General features: G+C 65.4%; 9 protein-coding genes. All 9 read right to left on the bottom strand.

Annotated elements, in window-relative coordinates; all coding sequences use genetic code 11:
* Positions 1-67: 67 nt before the first annotated feature.
* Positions 68-4,657, bottom strand: coding sequence for a discoidin domain-containing protein (locus GDJ97_RS03025; RefSeq protein WP_152069727.1), 4,590 nt, complete (start codon positions 4,655-4,657; stop codon positions 68-70).
* Positions 4,658-4,996: 339 nt separating this feature from the next.
* Entirely contained in the window at positions 4,997-8,335 is a 3,339-nt protein-coding gene (carB, locus tag GDJ97_RS03020; RefSeq protein WP_152069726.1) for a carbamoyl-phosphate synthase large subunit, read from the bottom strand.
* Positions 8,328-9,707 carry a glutamine-hydrolyzing carbamoyl-phosphate synthase small subunit gene (carA, locus tag GDJ97_RS03015; protein WP_193221288.1) on the bottom strand — a complete coding sequence of 460 codons (1,380 nt, stop codon included), beginning with the start codon at positions 9,705-9,707 and terminating at the stop codon, positions 8,328-8,330. The genes carB and carA overlap by 8 nt, the downstream gene beginning before the upstream one ends.
* A gap of 217 nt (positions 9,708-9,924) precedes the next feature.
* Positions 9,925-10,818 (bottom strand): PfkB family carbohydrate kinase, encoded by an 894-nt coding sequence (locus GDJ97_RS03010; protein WP_152069724.1) that lies wholly within the window; start codon positions 10,816-10,818, stop codon positions 9,925-9,927.
* Positions 10,819-10,961: 143 nt separating this feature from the next.
* Positions 10,962-11,822, bottom strand: coding sequence for a hypothetical protein (locus GDJ97_RS03005; RefSeq protein WP_152069723.1), 861 nt, complete (start codon positions 11,820-11,822; stop codon positions 10,962-10,964).
* Between the two features lie 78 nt (positions 11,823-11,900).
* A complete protein-coding gene (locus GDJ97_RS03000; protein ID WP_152069831.1) occupies positions 11,901-13,649 on the bottom strand; it encodes an ABC transporter ATP-binding protein in 1,749 nt (582 codons plus the stop codon).
* A gap of 221 nt (positions 13,650-13,870) precedes the next feature.
* Positions 13,871-14,557, bottom strand: a complete 687-nt coding sequence (locus tag GDJ97_RS02995; protein ID WP_152069722.1) for an NUDIX domain-containing protein — start codon at positions 14,555-14,557, stop codon at positions 13,871-13,873.
* A gap of 42 nt (positions 14,558-14,599) precedes the next feature.
* Complete coding sequence (purD, locus tag GDJ97_RS02990; RefSeq protein WP_152069721.1) at positions 14,600-15,886, bottom strand: phosphoribosylamine--glycine ligase; 1,287 nt, start codon at positions 15,884-15,886, stop codon at positions 14,600-14,602.
* A 126-nt stretch (positions 15,887-16,012) separates the two neighbouring features.
* On the bottom strand, positions 16,013-17,299 hold the full coding sequence (locus tag GDJ97_RS02985) for an adenylosuccinate synthase (protein ID WP_152069720.1): 1,287 nt from the start codon (positions 17,297-17,299) through the stop codon (positions 16,013-16,015).
* Between the last annotated feature and the right edge of the window lie 31 nt (positions 17,300-17,330).

The raw sequence follows: 17,330 nt of genomic DNA, 5'->3' as shown, positions 1-17,330 counted from the left end.
CAGGGGGTCTTTGGAATGGGCCCGCGCCGCAGCGCCCGGAATGCGCGCGGCGCGGGCAGTTAGGGGTCTACTTCTTGCGCCTGAGCACCACGGCCACGGCGATCACGGCCACACCGGCCACGGCGACGGCGATGATGGGCAGAGCCGAGTCGTCACCGGTACGGGGCAGCGAACCCGTCTGCTTGCCCGCGGGCTTCTTGGTCGGGACGGTCTCGGAGCCGTTTTGGTCGGAGCCAGGCTTCTGCTCGGGCTTGGTATCGGGCTTCTGACCGGGCTTGGTGTCGGGCTTCTGACCGGGATCGGTCGGGCCGGGATCGGGGGTCGTCGGCTTCTTGACCAGGGCGGCGTGTGCGGCGTCCAGCTTGGAGCGCAGGTCATCGACCTTGGCCGCGTCGTCGGCGCTGAAGGGGCTCAGGGCATCCACGGCCTTGATCGCGGCTACGAAGGCTTGGTAGCTATCCTCGGTGTAGTCGTCGGCATTAACCTTGGCGGCGAGCTCGGCGGCGTAGGCCTTGAGCTCGTTCACCTTGGTACCGTCCACCTGCTTCACGTTCACGGTCGCGGTGATCTCGGCCGCGGAGGCGAAACCGCCCTTGCCCGTGATCTCGAAGCGCACGGCCCGGAAGGTCTGCGGCTCGTCGAAGGAGAAGGTCGCCTGGCGCGCGCCGTCGAGCTTCACGTCGGCGGTGTCGCGGATCACGACCTCGGTGCCGTCATCCTTGATGCCCACGATCTTCACCCGCTCCCAGTCGCCGTTGCCGCCACCGGCGCGGCCGGTGTAGACGAGGTTATCGAAGGAGGTGTCCTTGCCGAAGTCGACCTTGAGCCAGTGGGCGCCCGTGCAAGTGTCCTGGCCGGCATAGTTGCTGTGCCAATAGGTGGCCGTGTTGCCGTCCACCGTGTCGGCCGCCGCGCCATCGCCGCCCGTGCCGGGGGTCGAGGTGGCCTCGGAGCATGCCGTGGCCGTCCAACCCTTCTGGGAGAGGGTCTTGGAGGTGATGCCGATGGAGAGGCTCTTGGCCTGTTCGGCGGCATCGTCGTAGTAGGTTGCGGAGTTCTTCACGTGGACGTCGGCCACGTACCCGGCGAGCTTCTTGGAGCCGAGGGTCACGGCCGCGCCGGAGAGGTCGGCTTTCTTGCCCTTGTCGTAGGCGGAGTTCACGAGCTCGCCATCCACATAGAGCTTGAGCTCGCCGTTGAGCTCGCGAACGGCCTGGATGGCATGTATCGTGCCGTCGGCCACCCTGCCCGCGGTCTCCGTCTTTGTCTGGGTGGGCTGGTAGGCGTCCGTCCCAAAGGTGCCCGTCGCCTTGCTGGTGACGGTGGTCACGTCGTGCTTGCTAGACACCGAGAGCTTGCCCACGGTGAAGGTCGCGTAGCCCTCGTCGTCGATGGAGAGGGCCCAGTCGTCGCCCTGGGAGAGCAGCGCGGCGCCGGTGGAGGAGGTGCTCACGCCCAGGCTCACGGCGAAGTCGCCCGTGCCGGAGATACCGGCCTTGGCAAGCTCGACGGCCTTGGCGGGAGCCGCGAAGACGGGCTGATCGCTCGCGTCGTTCTTGAAGGACGCGAGCCCGGCATCCTTGGCGTCGTCATCGGTCGCCAGCGTCGCGATGTCACCGGAGGCGGCCACCTTCACGTCCGCGTCGGCGGCCGGGACACCGTAGTAGCTCCTGATGCCCGCGACGGTGAGGGTCTGGCCGGCCTTGGCCTTGCCCTCGGCAGGGGTGATCTCGAAGGTGCGGTAGTCGTCCAGGAGCTTCGCCTCGGCGGCGGCACCGTCGATCTTGAAGGTCGCGGCGTCGCTCATGCGGGTGGTGAAGCGCACGCGGACGGTGCCACGGGGCTGCACCTTGGCACTCTCGATGGCGGGCTTGGCCTCATCGGTCTTGCCGAACTGCAGAATCTTGCTGGAGTGCGCCGGGAGCTTCACGGTCACGGTGTCGCCGTAGGAGACGGTCTCGCCGGTGACAGCCTCGCTCGCATACGGGTAGATCTGCGTGGTGGCGAGGTCCTTCATGCCCTGCGGCACACCCACGATGTCGGTGAGCTTCAGGCTATAGGTCTGCTCGGTTTCCGTGGGGTTGACGAAGGACACGATGCCGCGCACGCCCTTCCAGGCGGAGTAGCCGTAGACGCCGGAGACGGTGCTGGCCGGATCGGTACCCTGGAAGGCGCCATCGGCCGCGAACAGCTTGGCGTTCTGCAGCACATCGAAGTTCTTCTCGGCGAAGTCCAGCACGTCGGCCGTCACCTGCCACTTGGCGTCGTCCATGATGGACGGCGAGAAGTAGAGCTCCCAGAAGGCGGTGCCGCGCATGGCGTTGTCCAGCAGGTACTCGCGGAACACGTCCGTGGTGGCAGAGGAAGCGTCGGACACGCCGTAGATGGGGTCGTGGTTGTAGATGTTCTTCAACGGGAACTGGATCTGGTTCTGCTTGTACAGGTTGTAGTACACGTGGTCGCGGTAGTAGATCTTCTGCTGATGGCGCGCGGCGCCGGCGTTCGCAGCCTGGCCGGTGTCGCCGGAGTCCTGCACCCAGATGGTGTTCACCCACTGGAGCATCCACGGGGAGAGGTTGACGTAGCACGTCGCGTTGATCCAGAGGTCCTTGCCCTCCTTGGCGCGGGCGGCACGGAAGGTCTCGAAGAGGTCGGTCCAGGCCTCCCACATGTCGCTCGTGTAGTACATGTTGTCCGTGCCGCCGGTCATGTGGTTGTGGCTGGCGTTGGTGCAGGGGCGCAGGGCGAAGCCGTCCCACTTCCAGTAATCGATGTCGAAACGCTCTTGGTAGTCCAGGAACCGGTTCTGGAAGTTCTTGATGTAGGTGCGGCTGCCGGTGTCGATGCACTTCCAGTAGTCGTTCTGCACCTCGCCGGTGCCCTTGCTGGCAAGGTAGTCGGCAAAGGCGCCGAAATAGTTGTAGCCGCCCTGGGGACCGACCCAGATGCCGAAGGAGCTCTGCAGGTTATGGGCGAGGGAGGTGGAGGTGTACAGCTCGTTGGGGAACTTCTCGTTGAACTCCCAGAAGCCCGTCTTGTTGTAGGTGGTACCGGCGGAGGAGGAGGGATCGACGTTATTCAGCTCGTTGTAGTAGGAGTTCCAGCCGTCGTCCACCACATAGGAATCCAGGGGCTCCACGCCATTCTGGGAAAGCCCTTTTTCGGAACCCAGGAACGACTTCTCGATGCTCGCGTCATCGATGTTCATCATGTTGTCGTACCAGGAGTTGTACTGCTTGCGGAAGTCGCTGGGCGTGGCGATGTCGTCGATGTAGGAGAAGAAGTCGGTCTGCACCACGGCGGTGTCGGTGCCCTTGGCGGCGCCCACCACGTTGCTCCAGGTGCGGAAGGTATTGCCGGCCTCGTTCACGGTCTGGCCGTCCTCGGCCATCTTCGCGATGGTCTTGCCGCTGTAGTAGCGCATCTGCATGGCGTCGCCCTTGACGTCCGAGTCCTCAGCCGGAAACTCCGAGCCGAAGAACATACCGTCGGCGTAGATGGGCTGGCCGAGCATCAGCTCGTGCTTCCCGATCCACATGGAGGAGACCTGGCTCAGGTCGGGGATGCTCCAGAGGCCCTCGACGTCCCGGGGCAGGATGAAGCGGTCGAGCTCGATGTAGTCGATGGCGCGGGCGGACGGGTTGCTCGCCTTGATCTCGAGGTAGCTGTTCATGTAGTGAGCGCCGTCCTCCATGGCGGTCACCTGGGCGATCTGCCACGTCACGCCACCGAGCTCGACAGGGGAGAACTCGGCGCGAACGGTGTTCTTATCGTCGTCCACGGTGACGCGGGCGAGCTTGAGGTCGCTCGCCTTGATGGCCGTGTTGCCCTTGGTGGCCGCGGTGCCCTGGTCCTCGAAGAGGTTGAGCTCGGCACCCGAGAACTCCTGGGTAGCGCCCAGGGCATCCGAGTGCTGGTCGATCCTCACGTAGCGGGCCGTGCGCGGCTTGTCAAAGTTGCCGTAGACGGTGTCGCCCACGTTGTGGAGGCCGTTCGCGTCGTGCAGGTTGTAGTCCGCGCGGGTGAACTCGCCCTCGCCGGCGGCGGTCCAGCTCTGCCCGTCATCGCTCACGTAAAGCTTGTACTTGCCCATGGTACCGTTGATGCCGTAGGCGGCATCGGAGAAGCCGGGGCGCTTGTTGTAGGAGAAGCTGCCGACGGTCTGCTCGCTGCCCAGGTCGATCACGACCGAGATGGGGTAGCCGGGCATGGTGTACTCGTCGACATTGGTGTCCAGGCTGCCATCGAAGAGCTTCGCCGCCTGGGCGGCCGAGAACTGCTGGCCGGAGGCGTTGGAGATGGTGTACGTCCACGCGGAGCGGTCGAGTCTCTTGGTGGGGGTCACCGCGGGCGTGCGATCATCCTCGGAGGCGACCAGGTTCACGATGAAGTCCTCGGAGCCGTCCTGCGGCACGAGCTTCTTGCCGATGCGTCTGTTGTCGAGCTCGATCGTCTTCCAGCCGCCGTCCACCTTGGAGAACGTGCGGGTGAGGTAGTCGTTGCCGATGGTGACCGTGTCATCGGTCTGGGCGATCTTCACCGCTCCGCCGCCGTGATCGGCCGCTTGGGCAAGCGCCGGGACCGGGCCTGCGAGGGTCAATCCCAAGAACGCCGCCACCAGGGCCCGGAGCCACCCCCCGTTCGATTTCCGCACCATGCCGTCTCCCTTCAAGATCGGAATGCATCGATGAGGAACGTCCGGTCCGCAAGGCACCCAGGGGGTTGCGCAGCGAAAAGGAGAAACCGTATCGACGCAGATCAAATCGCAGAGACTGTACGGGGGCACTTGTGCCGTACGTCCGAGATTGGACCACGGGTCCGTCAAACGGTCGTAATGAATCGTTAAGTGGTATTAAACTGGTATTAATAAGAACAGGCCGGTTCGGAATGACAGAACCAGCTCGTCAAGTCCCATAGGGGTTTTGCATTATTTCTGAGACGGACCCCGAACCAACGGGTGCCGATTCGGGACCCGTCCCAGAATGAACAGATTTCGTTACACCTCGTACTGCGGCAGGTCTTGCAGCGCGATGACGCTCATGCTCGCCCCGTCCTCGCCCTGCGGCGGCACGGTGCCCGCCACGTCGTTGGTGCCGAGCGCGCTCTCGCGCACCGCCTCGACCGCCGAAACGAAGGCGTTGGCCGCAGAGAGCGCCGTGATGCAGGTCACGCTGTGCTTCACGGCCTCCGTGCGCAGCCGGTACCCGTCGCCGCGCGAGCCCGGGCCGAACGGCGTGTTGATGATCAGCGCGATCTTCCCGTCGGCGATAAGGTCGCCCACGTTCGGCAGCTCGCCGTCGTGCGGGCTGGAGATCTTCCCCACCACCTCGCAGGTCACGTTGCCGCCGGCAAGCACCCGCGCGGTGCCCTCGGTGGAGCAGATGTCGAAGCCCAGGTAGCGCAGGATACGCGCGATGGAGAGGATGCTTCGCTTGTCGCGGTCGCACACCGAGATGAACACCTTGCCGGACTCCGGCGTTGGCAGACGGTAGCTGATGGCGAGCTGGCTCTTGGCATAGGCCTCGGGATAGCTCTTGGCAATGCCCATGACCTCGCCCGTGGACTTCATCTCGGGCCCGAGCACCACGTCGGCACCGGGGAAGCGTCCCCAGGGCATGACGGCCTCTTTCATGCAGAACCAATCCAGCTGGCGCGTGTCCGAAGGCAGCCCCAGCTCGGAGATCTTCTCGCCCGCCATGATGCGCGCCGCAGCCTTGGCGAGCGGCACGCCCGTGGCCTTGGAGATGAAGGGCACCGTGCGGCTCGCGCGCGGGTTGGCCTCGATCACGTAGACCGTCTCGCCGCGCACCGCGTACTGCACGTTCACCAGGCCGCGCACGCCGAGCGCGAGCGCGATCTTCTTCGTGGTCTCGCGCAGCTTCTCCTGCAGCGCATCACTGAAGCTGAACGGCGGCAGGCACGTGGCGGAGTCGCCGGAGTGGATGCCCGCCTCCTCGATATGCTCCAAGATGCCGCCAATGTAAACCTCTTCGCCGTCGCAGAGCGCGTCCACGTCGGACTCGATGGCGCCCTCCAAGAAACGGTCCAGGTAGACGGGGTAGTCAGGCGAGATGCGTGCCGCCTCGGCCATGTACTCGCGCAGATGGCTGGCGTCGTAGGCGATCATCATGCCGCGACCGCCGAGCACGTAGCTCGGACGCACGAGGAGCGGGTAGCCGATGCGCGCGGCCACCTCCTCGGCCTCCTCAAAGGAGGTGGCCATGCCTGCGGGCGGGTACATGATGCCCAGATGGTCCAGCAGGGCCGAGAAGCGCTCGCGGTCCTCGGCGAGGTCGATCGCGGCGGGTTGGGTGCCCAAGATGGGGACGCCGGCCTCCTCCAGCAGGCGTGCCAGCTTGAGCGGGGTCTGGCCGCCGAGCGTCACCACCACGCCGTCCGGGCGCTCCACGTCGATGACGTCCATGACGTCCTCGTAGGTGAGCGGCTCGAAGTACAGGCGGTCGCTCGTGTCGTAGTCCGTGGAGACAGTCTCGGGGTTGCAGTTGACCATAATGGTCTCGTAGCCGCGGGCGGCGAGCGCGTAGCTGGCGTGCACGCAGCAGTAGTCGAACTCGATGCCCTGGCCGATGCGGTTGGGACCGGCGCCCAGGATCATCACCTTGGGCTTCTCGCAGGGCTGCGTCTCCGACGCCGCGAGCGCGGTACCTGACGCACCCGCCTCAGCGGCCAGCTCGTAGGTCTTGTAGTGGTACTGCGTGGTGCTCGCGAACTCGGCGGCGCAGGTGTCGACCGTCTTCATGCAGGGGCGCACGCCCAGGCCCAGCCGGTAGGCGCGCACGAAGCGCTCGTCGAAGCCGGTCAGGTGCGCCAGCTCGGCATCGCTTGCGCCCATCTGCTTCAGCAGCAGCATGGCGGGCGCGTCGATATCCGTGAGCGCGCAGCCGCGCACACCCTCGCGCACGGCCATCATGTCGGCGATGCGTGCGAGGTACCAGGGGTCGATGCCGGAAAGCTCGTGCACGCGCTCCACGGTCCAGCCGCGGCGCAGCGCCTCCGCCACGTGGAAGATCCGGCCCTCGGTCGGGCGCGCCACCGCGGCGGCGAGCTCGTCCTCCCCCAGCTGCTCGAGCGCCCCGCGGCCCCAGGTAAGCAAACCCTCGTGGCCGTCCTCGAGCGAGCGCATGGCCTTGCCGAGCGCTTCCTCGAAGGTGCGGCCGATTGCCATGACCTCGCCCACGGCCTTCATGCGGGTGGAGAGCGTGTCATCGGCGCCCTTGAACTTCTCGAATGCAAAGCGCGGCGCCTTGACCACGCAATAGTCGATCGAGGGCTCAAAGCAGGCCGGTGTGGCACGGGTGATGTCGTTGACGATCTCGTCCAGCGTGTAGCCCACGGCCAGGCGCGCGGCGGCCTTGGCGATGGGGAAGCCCGTGGCCTTGGAGGCGAGCGCCGAGGAGCGGCTCACGCGCGGGTTCATCTCGATCACGATGAGGCGGCCGTTCTCGGGGTTCACCGCAAACTGCACGTTGGAGCCGCCGGTCTCAACGCCGATCTTCTCCAGGATGGCGAGCGACGCCACGCGCATGCGCTGGTACTCGAGGTCGGTGAGCGTCTGCGCCGGGGCCACGGTGATGGAATCGCCGGTGTGCACGCCCATCGGGTCCAGGTTCTCGATGGAGCACACGATGATACCGTTGCCGGCGCGGTCGCGCATGACCTCCATCTCGTACTCTTTCCAGCCGATAATGGACTCCTCCACCAGCACCTCGTGCGCGGGGGAAAGCTCCAGGCCCTGCGCCACCGTCGCGCGGAGCTCGGTCTCATCGTGCGCGATGCCGCCGCCGGCGCCGCCCAGGGTGAAGCTCGGACGCAGCACCACGGGGTAGCCCAGGCGACCGGCGATCTCGACCGCGTCCTCCACCGAGTACGCGTAGCCCGAGCGCGCCACCTCGAGCCCCAGCTCGGCCATGGCCTCGTTGAAGAGCTTGCGGTCCTCGCCGCGCTCGATAGCAGCCAGGTCGCAGCCGATCATCTCCACATCGTAGCGCTCAAGCGTGCCGTTCTTGGCCAGCTCCACCGCGGCGTTCAGGCCGGTCTGGCCGCCCAGCGTGGGCAGCAGGGCGTCTGGGCGCTCCCGCTCGATGATCTGGGCGATGAACTCCGGCGTGATAGGCTCCACATAGGTGCGGTCCACGAGTCCCGGGTCGGTCATGATGGTGGCGGGGTTGGAGTTGACGAGCACGACCTCGTAGCCGTCCTCCTTCAGCACCTTGCAGGCCTGGGCGCCGGAATAGTCGAACTCGCAGGCCTGGCCGATGACGATGGGGCCGGACCCGATGACGAGGATGCGCTTGATGTCGGTGCGCTTAGGCATGAGCGACCTCCTTGGTGGCGAAGTTCCAGCCGGCCAGACGGTCCTGGCTGATGTCGATGCTGAGGTAGTCCGGCTCGCCGTCCATCAGACGGGTGAAGGCGCGGAACAGGTAGTGCGCATCGGTCGGTCCCGGAGAGGCCTCGGGGTGGTACTGCACCGAGAAGGCAGGCACGTCGAGCAGCTGGATGCCCTCGGGGGTGCCGTCGTTCAGGTTCACATGCGTGAGGCGGATGCGGCCGAACCGCTCGTTCTGGACCACGGGGGCCACACCGGCGCGCACCCAGAAGCGCAGGTCGCCGTCGGCGGGATGCTCGGCGATGCCGCCGGAGAGCTCGGGCACGAGCGCGCCCAGGCTCGGCCACACCAGGCCGAAGCCGTGATTCTGCGCCGTGATCTCCACGCGCCCGGTAAGCAGGTTCATGACGGGCTGGTTGCCACCGCGATGCCCGAACTTGAGCTTCTCCATGGTGGCGCCGCAGGCCAGGCTGATCATCTGGTGCCCCAGGCAGATGCCGAAGACGGGCACGCGCCCCAGCAGCTCCTGCACCTGCTCGTAGGTAACGGTGACGGCATCCGGGTCGCCCGGACCGTTGGAGAGGAAGACGCCGTCCGGCTGCTGGGCGAGCACCTCGGAAGCCGGCGTGTCCCAAGGCACCACCGTGAGCTCGCAACCCGCGCGCACGAGTCCCTCGAGGATGCCGCGCTTGATGCCGCAGTCGTAGGCCACCACGCGGCGGGGAGTGCGGCGCTCGCTCGCGGGCATGAGGGCGAAGTCATGCTCCTTGGGCAGGTTGGCCGCCGTGTAGGGGAAGGGCGCGGTACAGCTCACCGTGGCAGCGAGGTTCTGGCCTACCAGGTCGGGTGCCTCGTCCATACGCGCACGCAGGGCATCGACGGCCTGTACCTCGGTGGAGACGATGCCCTTCTGGGCGCCATGATCGCGCAGGTGCCGCACGAGGGCGCGCGTGTCTATGCCCTCGATCGCCACGATGCCCCGGCTCTTCAGGTACTCCGGCAGGGAGATGCGGTCACGCCAGCTCGACGGCGTGGCGCACATGTCGCGCACCACCATGCCGCGGAGTGCGGGGCGCGTGGCGGCGTCCGGCGCCACCGAAAGCTGGGCGTCCGCGGGATCGATGCCATAGTTGCCGATCTGCGGGTACGTCATCGTCACGATCTGGCCCGCGTAACTCGGGTCCGTCAGCACCTCGAAGTAGCCCTCAAGCGACGTGTTGAAACAGACCTCACCCACCGCGGTGCCCTCGGCGCCGCACGCACGGCCATGAAAAACGGTCCCGTCCTCCAACATCAGGACTGCCGGACCGCGGAGACCTTTACTCGTTCGAGCGAGCAATTCCTCTTGCAGTGACATGCACATGCTCCCTTCCCGGACTCACGGGACCGGATTAAAGGCGTACAAGGTTGCATGGCATTGTAGGTGTTCTTGCTCGATTATGCCAATTCCGCCGTCTTTATTCGATTCTGTTACATGTAGCGGTTGTTCTATTCACCTGCTGTGAAGCTCCTGTGTCGAGGGCGCGGGGGTCCGCGCGTGGCAGCGGCGCAGACCCCCGGGGCAGCCCCGCCCGCTACCGCAGCAGCGCCGCCACCTCGCCGAGCACCGGCTCGAAGCTCACGCCGCGCGTCTCGTAGTCCGGCTGCTCACGCGTGATCTTCATGGCGTCGCGCACGAGCGTTCCCGCGAACTCAACCGCCGCGCGCAGGCCACGGCCCGCGTAGATGGCCGCCGTGAGGCCGCTCGCGAAGAGGTCGCCCGTGCCGTGCAGCATATAGGGCAAAAGGTCGCTCTCGACCTCCACCGCATGGCCGCCGTCCACGCCAGCGCTCGCCAGATAGTTGCGAATCACCGATTCGCCCTCGTGCACCACACCCTTGATGATCACGTTCTTGGCACCCATCTCAAGCAGAGCATCCACGTTCTTCTGCACGAACTCAACCGGAACGTCCTGCCCCTGGTAGGCGATGCCCGTGAGGATGCTCGCCTCGGTGAGGTTGGGCGTGAGCACGTCGGCACCGTCCACCAGGCCGCGTGTGGCATCGCACATCTCATCGGTGTACGTGGGGTACTTGGAGCCGCCGTCGCCCATAACGGGGTCCACGATGTGCAGGGCGCGCGGGTACTCGCGGTAGAGACGCTTGATCACCGCCACCTGCTCGGCCGAACCCAGAAAGCCTGAGTACACACCGTCCAGATCGATGCCCTCCTTCTGCCAGGCATCCAGGTAGTCGTTCAGCATCTCGGTAGTATCGTGCATGTAGAAGACGGGGAACTTGGTGTGGGCCGAGAACAGGGCCGTGGGCACGGGACACACGTCCACGCCCGCCGCGCTGAGCACGGGGATGGCGATGCCAAGCGAGCATTTTCCGTAGCCGCACATGTCGTGCACGGCCGCCACGCGCGGAATGACCGCGCCCTGACGCTCGAAAAGGACAGAATCCTGGCTGGTGATTTGGTTGGACATGGAAATCCTTCTTTCATCCGCGGACTTATGGACCAGCGTACGTAGGACTCAGCATAGCAGGGCCGTCCCGCTTTAGCAAGATAAACCTACCGGTTTTATAGGTTTTTGATTCCACAGGGTTTTTGGGTCCGGGGGCGAGCGCGCTACTTGCCGGTGAGAACTTCCTCGCCGTGCTGCGCCTGCTCGGTCTCGGCCTCAAGCTCACCGTCGTCGTAGCGGTCCTGGCTCACGGTATCGTCCTCGATGAGCGAGCTCACAGAGTTCACCTGCTTCTGGATCTTGGTGGCCACACCCTCGTCCATGCCGATGATCTTGAGCTCCCAGTCGACGTTGCTCGATCCATCTGAGCCGTTCTTGTTCCACACAAAGGAAAGCATGGCCTTGCGTGTGCCCCGCGCCTTGAGTAGACCGAGGAAGCTGTCGTGCTGGAAGTTGCCGTTCTCGTCCACGAGCACGTACACGTTGTACACCACGCGATCGATCTTGCTGTTGAGCAGCGCGTTCGTTGCCAGCGCTGCCGCCTGGATCTGGGAATTCGAGAGCAGCTCGAGCTCGTTGCCCGAGGTGGTGTCCACCACCGAGACCTCGATCACGCCCGCGCGCTCGTCCACCTCGTCCACCGTGAACTGCTCGGGGAACTGGGTGAAGCCGTTGCCCCACTCCACACCGCTCTCCATGGCATGCCGCACGGAATCGACCGAGGCGCCCTCCGAGAGGTTGGCGGTGTTCAGGCGGCGGCTCACGCCGTAGACCACCTGCATGCCCATGATGAACGCGAACACGCCCAAGATAACGGCGACGGCCGTGCGGCCGATAGCCTCGCCCGCGCGACTGCCCGAGGGATCGTCTTCGGAAAGCGGGTCCACCTTGCGCCGGCGCGCGCGAGGCCCGCGCTTACCGCCGCTCTCGCGCGCGGCCTTACGCTCCAGGTCAACGACACCGGACTCGTCCAGCTCGCTGAAGAGCTCGACCACTTCCTCGTCTGTCAGCGGCTTCTTGGCCATCCACGTCCTTCATTCACCACAAAGCGGGCAAGACCCGCACCACGCTCGCCGCGCGGCAGCGTCCTCGCCCTGGCTCTGCTAGCCTTCGAATTGCATCCGATAGTACCGGGCATACGTGCCGTTTCGAGCGAGAAGCTCCTCGTGCGAACCGCGTTCCACAACGCGCCCACGTTCCACGGTGGCGATGTCGTCGGCGTTTTTGATGGTGGAGAGGCGGTGAGCGATGATGATCGTGGTGCGGTCCCGCGCGAGCTCCGCCAGGGCCCGCTGCACCGCTTCCTCGCTCTCGTTGTCCAGCGCCGAGGTGGCCTCGTCGAGGATGAGGATCTTCGGGTCCTTCAGGAACACGCGGGCGATGGCCACGCGCTGCTTCTGACCGCCGGAAAGGCGGCTGCCGCGCTCACCCACCACGGTGTCGTAGCCCTCGGGCAACCCCTCAATGAACTCCGCGATATTGGCGCGGCGCGCGGCTTCGCGCATCTCCTCGTCCGTAGCACCGGGACGACCGTAGGCGATATTCTCACGCAGCGTTCCGTCGAACAGATAGACATCCTGCTGCACCAGGCCGATGGCCTGCCGCAGGCTCTTCTGGGTCACGGTGCGCACGTCCTGGCCGTCGATCTGGATGGACCCGCTCACCACATCGTAGAAGCGCGGGAGCAGGCTGCAGGTGGTGGACTTGCCGCCGCCACTCGGACCCACCAGTGCGAGCGTCTCTCCCGGTGCGATGGAGAGGCTCAAGTGGTCGATCACCGGGCGCGGCTCCACGCCGTCGTCGGCCCGCTCGTCGGGATACGAGAAGCAGACGTCGCGATACTCGATGCCACCGCGGGTTACCACGAGCTCGCGGGCATCTGGACGATCCTGCACGTCCGGCGCGGTTCGCAGCACCTCGTCCACGCGCTCGAACCCGGCGATTGCCTTCTGGTACGTCTCGGTGGAATTCACCAGCGTCTCGATGGGCGTGGAGAACAGGCTGATATAGAGCGCGAAGGTGCCCAGGTCGATGGCACTCATACGCCCCTGGGCGATGAGCCAGCCACCAAAGATAACCACCACGGTAAAGAGCGAGCCAGTGAGCACGGCGCAGGTTCCCTGGTACGTACCCATGGCAAAGTACTGCGCCACCTTGGAGTCCAGGTAGCGGTCGTTGGAATGGCGGAACTTGGCGCGCTCGGTCTCCTCGTTGGCAAAGGACTTCACCACGCGCATGCCCGAGAGCGAGTCCTGCAGCTGCGAGTTGACCTCCGCGATCTTGCACCGGTTGTCCGCAAAGGTGGCACGCATGCTGAAGTTCTGGCGTACCATGATGATGACGAACACCACGGTCACCACGAGCATGGCCAGCGCCAGCGGAGCCGAGATGGTCATGAGGATGACGATGGCGCCCACGATCTCGATGCCGCAGGTAATGACCCATTCCGGAACATGGTGCGCCGCCTCGCAGATATCGAAGAGGTCGTTCACCACGCGCGACATCATGTCGCCGGAATTATGCTGGTCGAAGTAGCCAAAGCACATGCGCTCGTACTGGTCGAACAGATCCTCGCGCATGCGCGATTCCATTCGCGCGCCCATGATGTGCCCCCACGCTGAGACAAAGTAACGGCAGATGAAGCGCAGGGTGAAGAGCGCGATAAGACCGAGGCCGATCAAGGGTAGGGCCTGCAGGATGGCCGTGCTCCCTTGAGTGAAAAGGCCGTTCGCCAGCGAGCGCAGGATGACCGGAAACGAAAGGTCGATCGCCGCGATGGCGAGCGCGGCAACGGTATCCGCCGCAAACAGATGCATCTGCGGGCGGTAGTACGCCAAAAAGCGGCGAAACATGGTCTGTTGGGGCTTCTGCATGGACCCTCCTTGCCTGTGATTCTTGGTTGAAACGAGATAAACGCTAAAGTGTAGAGTTTTTCAGCTCACCCTGAAGAAGGAGGCATTCGCTCGGCAACAAAACCCCAGGAAAGGACCTGCACGCGAGCGTCCGTACTCGACAGGGACGCCAAAAACTCTACACTTTAGCGTTTATCTCAAACACACCCGATTCCGGGACCCTATTCCGCGGGCTCAGCGACGTCCGCGGCGAGCCGATGCGCTATGGCGTCGCACGCGAGCGCGCCCACCACGGTCTTGGCATCCTCGATCTTGCCGTCCAGCACCGCGTCGATCAGCTCGGAGAGCGGCACGAGGTCCACGTTGACGAACTCATCGTCATCCGGATTCGCACCGTCAAAGCGCAGCTGCGTGGCGAAGTAGATGTGGATGACCTCGTCGCAGAAGCCCGGCGTGGTAGCGATGGTCGTCAGGTAGCGGATCTTACCGGGAACAAAGCCCGTCTCCTCGTGCAGCTCGCGTTTGGCGCATTCGAGCGGATCCTCACCGGGATCGAGCTTGCCGGCGGGAATCTCCACCGTCACGCGATCGAGCGCAGTGCGGTACTGGCGCACGAGCGCGATCTTGCCCTCGCTCGTCAGCGCCACCACCGCCGCGGCGCCGGGATGGCGAATGATGTCGCGGCCGCTCACGTGCCCGTTGGGAAGCTCCACCTTAAGCGAGCGCACATCCAGGATGCGACCCCGCCACGCTTGCTCCTCGGAGAGCACCCGCTCGTGCAGGGCGGCGTCGCCCGGCGCATCCTCGCCGAGCACGAGGTGGGGCTCATCAACCGGAACCCCGGCCTCGCCGGTACCGTTCACCCGTGCGTCTTGAACATCCTCAATAACCTCGGCGTCCATATCCATGCCCCTTCAGCCAACCGCCCCGCAGATACCCCGCGAGTGAACCTACTCGTCCCAGGCCGCGCGACCGCGCAGCGCGCGCAGACCAATATCGTGCCGCAGGGTCTTGCCCTCAAACTGAATCTTCTCGCAGGCAGCGTAGGCGCGATCGCGCGCAGCCTCGAAGGTGTCGCCCAGCGCCGTCACGTCGAGCACGCGACCACCGGAGGTCACGAGCTCGCCTGCGTCGGTGAGCGCCGTGCCGGCATGGTAGACCGTCACGTCGTCCATGGCCTCGGCATCCTCCACGCCGGTGATGACCTTGCCCTTCTCATAGCTGCCCGGATACCCCGCGCTCGTGAGCACCACCGTGACGGCCCAGCGGTCGCTCCAGCGCAGCTCCACCTCGGAAAGCCGGCCCTCGGCCACCGCGAGCATAACCTCGACCAGATCGTTCTCCAGGCGCGGGATCACCACCTGGGTCTCCGGGTCGCCAAAGCGCGCGTTGAACTCCAGCACCTTGGGGCCGGCGGGCGTGAGCATGAAGCCGCCGTACAGGCAGCCGCGGTAATCGATACCCTCGGCGTGCAGCTGGGCCACGGTCTTCTCGAGCGCGTCCACCATGGCGGCGTGCTCCTCGTCCGTGACGATGGGTACCGGCGCGTAGGCGCCCATGCCGCCCGTGTTGGGACCGCGGTCGCCCTCGAGCGCGCGCTTGTGGTCCTGGCTCGTACACATGGGACGCACGGTCTCGCCATCAGTGAAGGCCAAAAGCGAGCACTCGGGACCGGTCATCATCTCCTCGATGACCACCGTGGCACCGGCCTTGCCGAACGCACCGTCAAAGCAGGCGCGCACGGCGTCCTCGGCCTGCGAGAGCTCGGTCGCCACGACCACGCCCTTGCCGGCAGCCAGGCCGTCGGCCTTGACCACGAGCGGAGCACCCTGATCGCGCACGTAGGCGAGCGCTGCGGCTTCATCGGTAAAGCTGGCATACGCCGCCGTGGGAACGCCGGCGCGCTCCATGAGCTCCTTGGAGAACTTCTTGGAACCCTCCACCTGGGCGCCCTCGGCACCGGGGCCAAAGCAGGGAATGCCCACCGCGCGCACGGCGTCGGCCACGCCCACGACAAGCGGAGCCTCGGGTCCGATAACGACCAGGCCGCAGCCGGTCTCGCGGGCAAAGTCCGCCACCGCCGCGGGGTCCTCGGCGTCAAGCAACACGTTCTCGCCCACCGCAGCGGTACCGCCGTTACCCGGCGCGATGTAAAGCTCGTCGCAGCGCGGCGAAGCGGCGAGCGCCACCGCTAGGGCATGCTCGCGTCCACCGGAACCCAGTAGCAGGATATTCATGGCGTCTCCTTCACACGATGACAAAAGGGACAGGCGCTTTTGTCCCGATCGGGCATTCGTTCAACTCATTGCTCGCTGCCCGGGCAAAAGCGCCTGTCCCCTTTCGACCGGGCAACGAAGATGCAGCTACTTCCAGAACCGGTTGATGGTCTGCTCGCGGTCGGGACCCACGGAGACAAAGCTCGCGCGGGTGTGCGCCAGATCCTCCATGAGCTCCACGTAGGCACGGGCCTCGGCGGGCAGATCCTCAAAGCGACGAACGCCCGAGATGTCGCAACGCCAGCCCGGCACTTCCTCGTACACAGGTTTGGCGTGGTGGAACACGCTCTGGTGCTCGGGCACGCTCGTGTAGCGGGTGCCGTCGCAGTCGTAGGCCACGCAAACCTTGATGGTGTCGAAGGAGCCGAGCACGTCGAGCTTGGTGATCGCCAGGTCGGTGAGGCCGTTCACCCGGGCGGCGTAGTTGGCGATCACGCCGTCCAGCCAGCCCACGCGACGACGACGCCCGGTGGTCACGCCGTACTCATAGCCCACCTCGGTGAGGGTGTGTCCCTCCTCGCTCTCATACGAGAGCTCCGTGGGCATGGGGCCGGAACCCACGCGGGTGATGTAGGCCTTGCAGATGCCCAGCACGCGGTCGATGTTCTTCATGCCCACGCCGGAACCCGTCACCGCGCCGCCGGCGGTGCAGTTAGACGAGGTGACGAACGGGTACGTGCCGTGGTCGATGTCGAGCAGCGTTGCCTGGGCGCCTTCGAAGAGGATGGACTTGCCCTCGTCGATCATGTCGTTCAGGAGCAGGCCGCTCTCGCAGATGTAGGGGCGCAGGCGCTCGGCGTAGGGCAGGTACTCCTCGCAGATCTGGTCCACCGTGTAGGTGGGCAGACCGTAGATGAGCTCCAGCTCGGGGTTCACACGCGAGAGCGCGGTCTCGAGCTTCTCGCGGAAGATCTTCTCGTCGAGCAGGTCCTGCATACGCAGGCCGATGCGCTCCATCTTGTGCATGTAGCAGGGGCCGATGCCGCGCTTGGTGGTGCCGATGAGGTTCTTGCCCAGGCGAGCCTCGGAAGCACCGTCAAGGTCCATGTGGTAGGGCATGATGATGTGCGCGTTGCCGGAGACCTTGAGGTTGGCGGTGGAGATGCCGTCCGCCTCGAACATGTCGATCTCTTCAAGCAGCACCTTAGGGTTCACCACGCACCCGTTGCCGATCACGGAAACGCACTGCGGGTACATGATGCCCGAGGGAACCTGGTGAAGACCGTACTTGCGGTCCCCCACCACGATGGTGTGCCCAGCGTTGTTTCCGCCCTGGTAGCGAACGACGGCGTCAAAATCGCCCGCGATGAGGTCGCAAATCTTGCCCTTGCCCTCGTCGCCCCACTGCGTTCCAACGAGCACTGTCGATGACATGGCCCAGCTCCTTGCCTTGTGGTTGAGTCAA

The sequence above is a fragment of the Collinsella sp. AK_207A genome (genome assembly GCF_902501965.1).
Classification (GTDB): domain Bacteria; phylum Actinomycetota; class Coriobacteriia; order Coriobacteriales; family Coriobacteriaceae; genus Collinsella.
Note: the sequence above shows the minus strand (reverse complement) of the source record. Positions and strands in the feature narration are given on the sequence as shown.